The organism is Pseudomonas sp. SDO5522_S412, from assembly GCF_054071215.1.
This window is the reverse complement of the sequence record NZ_JBSVWQ010000295.1, coordinates 1-6062: the sequence shown is the minus strand read 5'-3', so window position 1 is coordinate 6062 and position 6062 is coordinate 1. Positions and strand designations below refer to the sequence as shown.

Genomic DNA, 6062 nt, shown 5'->3' with positions numbered 1-6062 from the left:
ATTCAGTGACTGACACACTGCCTTCGCGAGCAAGCCCGCTCCCACATTTAACCGTTTGTCTTCTATATAGCTCCACAACACTGAATTTCTTGCTATAAACGCACTCCGATGACCATTCGCCGAGCCCGTCCTGGTGCCTTTGCGGGTTATCTTGGAAAAAATGCCTGTCATTTCAGTTGCTGAGCCCTCAAGTCGGCCTTAGACTGCCGCCCCTCGTAAATTGAGTGCCGGGTGGCGCTTGAAATGGACGGCGCCTTTCCGAGACCTGCAGAGGTCGGCCGGAACGCTCCCTTATTCGCCTTAATGCACGTATTTTTTATAGAGAAATCAATGACAAAGGAAAAGTTGCTGGCCATGCCGGCGGATGACTACATGAATGCCGAGCAGCACGCTTTTTTCGAGAAGTTGTTGCAGGACATGAAAGTGGAACACCACGAGCGCATCGAGCAGAACCGCATCGCCATTGAAAGCCTGGACACCCCGGCAGACCCGGCCGACGCTGCTTCTGTCGAAGAAGAGCGCACCTGGCTGGTGAACGCCATCGACCGCGACCAGCGCATGCTGCCGCAACTTGAGCAGGCCCTGGGCCGTATCAAGGAAGACTCCTTCGGCTGGTGCGACGACAGCGGCGAGCCTATCGGCCTCAAGCGCCTGCTGATCAGCCCGACCACCAAGTACTGCATCGAAGCGCAAGAGCGCCACGAGCAAATCGACAAGCACCAGCGTCAAGCCTGATGCGGTGAACTGCTGGAGCCGGGTTACCCGGTTCCCAGCAGAAAACAGCCGTTTCCCCCCGTTTATTGATCTGCTGCAAGCCCCCCACTAAAGGCCCATGGATAATGGCCACATAGTGGCGTCTAATGCAGTCACAATAACGACAAGCAGCGGGGTAACGAACATGGCTGGAGACGGATCTCTCATGGGCGCAGCAGTGTCACCACCCGTGGTGGCGCGACAGTTGCCCGGCTGGTTGACGCCGCTCCTGCAAAGTACCGCCCTGGTACTGTTGCTGCTGGGCCTGGCGTTCGCCCAACTCTCGATTTACCTGTGCCTGCCGGTGGCCCTGCTGCTGATCTGGCTGCCCCGCCTGAAACATCGCACCCACAATGCCGCACCGGCCGAAGCCACCGATGCAATCGGCGAGCTGACCCGCGACCTGTCCTACACCACCAGCCATAACGCACTGTCTGCTGCCGGCGTGGCCTATTCGGTCAAGCAACTGGCGGCCAGGCTGCAATCTCAATTGGGCGCGGCGAAGCAGATCGTCAGCAGTGCCGAAGTGATGATCGGCACCGAGCAGATCACCTCGCAACTGAGCCGCCAGGCCCTCGGTGCGGCCAGCCAGGCCCATCAGCGCAGTACCGAAGGGCGCGAGGTGCTGGCGCAATCCATCACCCGTATGCATCAGCTCAGCCAGCGCGCCAACGACAGCCGTCAATTGATCGAGGCCTTGAGCCAGCGCAGCGAAGAAATCCAGCGCGTCACCCTGGTGATCCAGTCGATCGCCAGCCAGACCAACCTGCTGGCCTTGAACGCGGCGATTGAAGCCGCGCGGGCCGGTGAGCATGGTCGCGGGTTTGCGGTGGTCGCCGACGAGGTGCGTGGCCTGGCCGGGCGAACCGCCACGGCGACCGATGAAGTCGGGGTGATGGTGGCGGATATCCAGCAGCGTACCGCCCAGGTGGTGGAGCAGATCCGGCAATTGTCGGCGGATTTGCAATCCGGTGTAGAGCAGGTGGAGCACGCCGGCGAGCAACTGGACAGCATCGCCAGCCTGGCGGCGGATGTCGAAGGCCAGGTCAATGAAATCGCCCAGGGCACCGACACCAACCGCGCCCAACTCGACAGCCTGTTCCATGCGGTGGAGCAGATGCGCAGCGATTTGACCGTCAGCGACCAGCAGACCCAACAGTTGGCCGCCGCCGCCGTACAAATGGAAGGCCAGGCTGAAACCATCAGCGAGCGCCTTGCCGAGGTCGGCCTGGATGACTACCACCAGCGCATCTATGACCTGGCACGCGAAGGCGCGAGCCACATTGCCGCGCAGTTTGAAGCCGACGTCCTGCAAAACCGCATCAGCCTCGATGACCTGTTCGACCGCAGCTATACCGCCATTCCCAACACGCGGCCAAGCAAGTACCACACGCGTTTTGACGGCTACACCGACCAGGTGCTGCCGGCCATACAGGAAGCCCTGTTGCCCCGGCATGAGGGCCTGGTATTCGCCATCGCCTGCACGCCACAGGGTTATGTGCCAACCCACAACAAGGTGTTCTCCCAAGCGTTGACCGGCGATGCCCAAGTGGACGCGGTACAAAATCGTACCAAGCGCAAGTTTGAAGACCGCACGGGAATCCGCTGCGGCAGCCACCAGCAGGCGGTCTTGCTGCAGACCTACACCCGCGATACCGGGGAGTTGATGCACGACTTGTCCGTGCCGATCACGGTCAATGGCCGGCATTGGGGTGGCTTGCGCCTGGGCTACAGGCCTGAGGGCCGCTGACCCACGAGGGCGATTGTTGCAGGTAATGCAAGGGAGCTATTCCGGGGATAGCTTTTTCCAACTGGAAGAAAACCGTAGCATGGCGAACATTGTTAGCCAGCTAACTAATTTTCCGGAGGCGCTCCATGCAAACCAAAGTCGATGTGGCTGTGATGATTGGCAGTGGCGTACCGCCCACCCTGCGTGCGCTGGGGCAAAAGGCCTGTTGGGTAGTGTTGCTCAATGGCGAGCAGCGCGGCACGGCGTTCGCCAGTCGCGATGAGGCTGAAGAGTGCAGGGCTGCCTGGGAGGCGCTGTTGCACCTGGAGCAGTCAGACAGCCTGCATTGAAGGCTCAGGGTTGCTGGTGCAGGCGCTGGTTCAGTTCGTCGACCGCGATCGCCCAGACTGCGTCTTCACGCAGTTCATCCTTAAGGAATTGGGCTTGTTGCGGTGACCAGAAATCCGCGTCAATCAGCTTTACGTCATTGGGCAGGGTGTGTTTGCCGATAAAATCGTCAATCCCTTCGGGTGACGAATCTTCTCCAAGTTGTTCAAACAGGTCTTCGAGGGTGTAGGTCTGCGCTTCCATATCGTTCTCCATGCGGGCTGATCATCGTATGCATGGGAGGGTTGTTGCGGGACAGAGTTCGATCGGATTGTCGCGCCGGGTAATCAGGAGGTCAGCGCGCCGGAATCAACGGCGGCCTTAAGGGCTTTTGCGGCTTCCTTGGCAGCCGTGTTGGCAGCGTCTACGGTTTTGAACCAGCGGTCCTTTTCTACCTGGTGAGTCGTCACGGTGGTCAGGGGAGCCTTGGCCCGCATCACAATCACGGCCTGGAACTCACCGTCTACTTCCCTGGCTTCGCCATGGATGAAAAATTCGCCAATATCAAATTCCGTCACGTATAGCCTTCCCTTGGAGGTAATTGCGCTGATGAAACCTGAACCGCAAGGGCACAAATCTCAATGGACGGACCAGTATGGCAGTTGTTACGCGCTGGCGGCGCAGTAAAGTCAACCAGATGACGAAACGCCAGCCGCGCCTCAGCCGTGCGGCGCTTGCAGGATGGCTTCCAGCTGTCGGGCCAGTTCGCAGGCCTGGCTATGGCCGCTGCGAAAACCTTTGATCCGCCCACTGGGCACTTCAAGGATATGGAAAAAGTTTCTCCCGGCGGGGACTACCCGATAGAGCGCCGAATGCAGGCAACTGTCGTGGGTGTATAGGGAGTAGAATTGCCCGTCATCGATAAAAGATGAACCTGTGTTCGAAGGTGTGGCAATCGGTTGAGGTCGTTGCATAATCAGCTCCTGTCGATCGACATTGCGTACCCGCTTGCAGTATTTCGAGTGGTTTTGACCCGTGTTGCTGTTTTAGTATTGTCGTCAGTGTCCGGCGTCCGGTTCCATCCAAAGCATTAGTTTCTGTGTTGGATGTCGGAAACTGCATTTTTTAAAGGGTTATTGTCTGAAGTGGGTCGGCCAGTATTCTCTGGTCGTTAAACCTGTGATTTCCTGCAACGCCTGGCGACCTGCGTAAGGTGCGTCGGGCACGCCTGTACTAGTCTCATGGCCTGGCAGCGTGATCTTCTTCAGTTTTTATCAGTGGATTTGTTGTGTGATCGTGCCGTTTCCGGCCGTTTTTTTGTGCTGCCCGCTTGGGCGGACAGCACCCTTTTGATGTGGGGGCGTTTCCTTGGCAGTCAGTAATCTGGATATGCACGCGTTATTCGTGCTGGGTGATTTGCGCGCAAAGTTGGTCAAGCAGTTTCAATCCCGTTTCGTCTACGTCACTGAGCAGACACCTGAAGGTATCTACATCGCCGAGATCGATACCGAAGCGGCATTGGTGGTGGACGACAAGCCGCGCCTGGAACTCAAGGTCGGTGATCATTTCCGGGCCGCTGTATTGCCCAGCCGCGAAGGCGGCAAGTTCGAACTGAAGTTTCGCGATATCAAGTTGACGGTGTATGGCCTGGGCGATTACGCCTTTGTGTCCTCGGCCGAAGGCCAGGGCATCGTGTTCAAGGAAGGCCACAGCGTGATGCTGGTGTTTGCCGCCAATGAGCAATTGGTAGAAGGCCTGACCAAGACCCTGAAGGCCGTCACCGGCAAGGCCGCCAAATGGCGCAAGGGTGAACTCGTGACCTTCAAGGCCAGCGAGTAATGAGCCAGGGTAGGGCGCAGTTCCACGAGCAGCACCTGCTCGATGCCCAAGCCACGGCGGCTCAATTGTTTGCCCGCAAGGCCGAGTTGCAGGGCGCCTGGTTGAGCTGGGTCGCCGGCCAACTGTATGAACTCAAGCCCGCCGAATTCGCCAGCATGGTGCGCCGCGAGTTGCAGCGGCTGAACAATCCTGCGTAAAAACCGGCAACCTGCCATGTTCCCCGGAACCTCTACTACAGTTGAGTTGACTTAAGTATTCAGAGGCTTCGCGGTGTTACAGCAAAGCCATTCGCGATTGCTGTAAGGCATGAGGTGCAAAGCATGAAAGGAATTCGAGCACTGTTGGCAGCCTCACTGACGACCCTGAGTCTGTCGGTGGCGTCGCTGCCGGTATCAGCGGCCCAGGCGCCGATTCATTTTGCCGACCTGAACTGGGAAAGCGGCAGCCTGATCACCGAGGTGCTGCGGGTGATTGTCGAAAAGGGCTATGACTTGCCCACCGACACCTTGCCCGGCACCACCATCACCCTGGAAACCGCCCTGGCGAAAAACGACATCCAGGTGATCGGCGAAGAGTGGGCCGGCCGCAGCCCGGTGTGGGTCAAGGCCGAGGCCGAAGGCAAAGTGGTGGGCCTTGGGGATATCGTCAAGGGCGCCACTGAAGGCTGGTGGGTGCCGGAGTACGTGGTCAAGGGCGACCCGGCCAAAGGCATCAAGCCCCTCGCGCCGGACCTGCGCAGCGTGAAGGATCTGGCGCGCTACAAGGACGTGTTCAAGGACCCGGAAGCACCGAGCAAGGGCCGTTTCCTCAACAGCCCGATTGGCTGGACCTCGGAAGTGGTCAACAAGCAAAAGCTCAAGGCCTACGGGCTTGACGACAGCTATGTGAATTTCCGCAGTGGTTCGGGTGCTGCGCTGGATGCCGAGATTGCTTCCTCGATCCGCCGGGGCAAGCCGGTGCTGTTCTATTACTGGTCGCCTACACCGTTGATGGGGCGCTACAAGCTGATCCAACTGGAAGAGCCGCCATTTGATGCCGAGGCGTGGAAGACGCTGACCGATGCAGACAATCCTGACCCGAAACCTACACGTTCCCTGGCCTCCAAGCTGAGCATCGGTGTGTCCACGCCGTTCCAGAAGGAGCATCCGCAGATCGCCGAGTTCTTTGCCAAGGTCGACTTTCCGATCGAGCCGCTGAACAAGGCGCTGGCCGAAATGAGCGAGAAGCACAGCCAGCCGCGAGAGGTCGCCCAGGCATTTCTCAAGGATCATCCGGAAGTCTGGAAGGCGTGGCTGACTGAGGATGTGGCGCAGAAGGTCGAAGCCAGCCTGAAGTAACACCGATATAACAGCCCGATTGCGATCAAAAATGTGGGAGCGGGCTTGCTCGCGAAAGCGGTTTTTCAGCCAACATT

At 58.7% G+C, this 6062-nt stretch carries 9 protein-coding genes; 6 read left to right on the top strand and 3 right to left on the bottom strand.

Annotated elements, in window-relative coordinates; genetic code table 11:
• Nucleotides 1-330 precede the first annotated feature (330 nt).
• The 3 genes from ACW9I6_RS29935 to ACW9I6_RS29925 all read left to right on the top strand — a co-directional run bounded on the left by ACW9I6_RS29935 (nucleotide 331) and on the right by ACW9I6_RS29925 (nucleotide 2832).
• Nucleotides 331-735: a TraR/DksA family transcriptional regulator gene (locus ACW9I6_RS29935; RefSeq protein WP_003214706.1), complete on the top strand. Its 405-nt coding sequence runs from the start codon at nucleotides 331-333 to the stop codon at nucleotides 733-735.
• Between the two features lie 97 nt (nucleotides 736-832).
• Nucleotides 833-2503, top strand: a complete 1671-nt coding sequence (locus tag ACW9I6_RS29930) for a methyl-accepting chemotaxis protein (RefSeq protein ID WP_457340151.1) — start codon at nucleotides 833-835, stop codon at nucleotides 2501-2503.
• A 125-nt stretch (nucleotides 2504-2628) separates the two neighbouring features.
• Nucleotides 2629-2832, top strand: coding sequence for a hypothetical protein (locus ACW9I6_RS29925; protein ID WP_003214710.1), 204 nt, complete (start codon nucleotides 2629-2631; stop codon nucleotides 2830-2832).
• A gap of 4 nt (nucleotides 2833-2836) precedes the next feature.
• On the opposite strand, the gene ACW9I6_RS29920 is transcribed toward ACW9I6_RS29925, so the two are convergent.
• The 3 genes from ACW9I6_RS29920 to ACW9I6_RS29910 form a co-directional block, all read right to left on the bottom strand.
• Nucleotides 2837-3073, bottom strand: coding sequence for a DUF2789 domain-containing protein (locus tag ACW9I6_RS29920; protein ID WP_003214711.1), 237 nt, complete (start codon nucleotides 3071-3073; stop codon nucleotides 2837-2839).
• 83 nt (nucleotides 3074-3156) lie between these two features.
• On the bottom strand, nucleotides 3157-3387 hold the full coding sequence (locus ACW9I6_RS29915) for a hypothetical protein (RefSeq protein ID WP_003214713.1): 231 nt from the start codon (nucleotides 3385-3387) through the stop codon (nucleotides 3157-3159).
• Nucleotides 3388-3528: 141 nt separating this feature from the next.
• Entirely contained in the window at nucleotides 3529-3783 is a 255-nt protein-coding gene (locus tag ACW9I6_RS29910; protein ID WP_083853233.1) for a hypothetical protein, read from the bottom strand.
• A 415-nt stretch (nucleotides 3784-4198) separates the two neighbouring features.
• Between ACW9I6_RS29910 and ACW9I6_RS29905 the strand changes: the two genes are divergently transcribed.
• The 3 genes from ACW9I6_RS29905 to ACW9I6_RS29895 all read left to right on the top strand — a co-directional run bounded on the left by ACW9I6_RS29905 (nucleotide 4199) and on the right by ACW9I6_RS29895 (nucleotide 5985).
• On the top strand, nucleotides 4199-4648 hold the full coding sequence (locus tag ACW9I6_RS29905; protein ID WP_003214715.1) for a hypothetical protein: 450 nt from the start codon (nucleotides 4199-4201) through the stop codon (nucleotides 4646-4648).
• Entirely contained in the window at nucleotides 4648-4845 is a 198-nt protein-coding gene (locus tag ACW9I6_RS29900; protein ID WP_008437165.1) for a hypothetical protein, read from the top strand. The genes ACW9I6_RS29905 and ACW9I6_RS29900 overlap by 1 nt, the downstream gene beginning before the upstream one ends.
• Nucleotides 4846-4968: 123 nt before the next feature.
• Nucleotides 4969-5985: an ABC transporter substrate-binding protein gene (locus ACW9I6_RS29895; protein ID WP_008437166.1), complete on the top strand. Its 1017-nt coding sequence runs from the start codon at nucleotides 4969-4971 to the stop codon at nucleotides 5983-5985.
• Nucleotides 5986-6062 lie beyond the last annotated feature (77 nt).

Coding starts and splice junctions, on each gene's coding strand:
- ACW9I6_RS29935 (WP_003214706.1), top strand. CDS start 331: ATGACAAAGGAAAAGTTGCTGGCCATGCCGGCGGATGACTACATGAAT.
- ACW9I6_RS29930 (WP_457340151.1), top strand. CDS start 833: ATGGATAATGGCCACATAGTGGCGTCTAATGCAGTCACAATAACGACA.
- ACW9I6_RS29925 (WP_003214710.1), top strand. CDS start 2,629: ATGCAAACCAAAGTCGATGTGGCTGTGATGATTGGCAGTGGCGTACCG.
- ACW9I6_RS29920 (WP_003214711.1), bottom strand. CDS start 3,073: ATGGAAGCGCAGACCTACACCCTCGAAGACCTGTTTGAACAACTTGGA.
- ACW9I6_RS29910 (WP_083853233.1), bottom strand. CDS start 3,783: ATGCAACGACCTCAACCGATTGCCACACCTTCGAACACAGGTTCATCT.
- ACW9I6_RS29905 (WP_003214715.1), top strand. CDS start 4,199: ATGCACGCGTTATTCGTGCTGGGTGATTTGCGCGCAAAGTTGGTCAAG.
- ACW9I6_RS29900 (WP_008437165.1), top strand. CDS start 4,648: ATGAGCCAGGGTAGGGCGCAGTTCCACGAGCAGCACCTGCTCGATGCC.
- ACW9I6_RS29895 (WP_008437166.1), top strand. CDS start 4,969: ATGAAAGGAATTCGAGCACTGTTGGCAGCCTCACTGACGACCCTGAGT.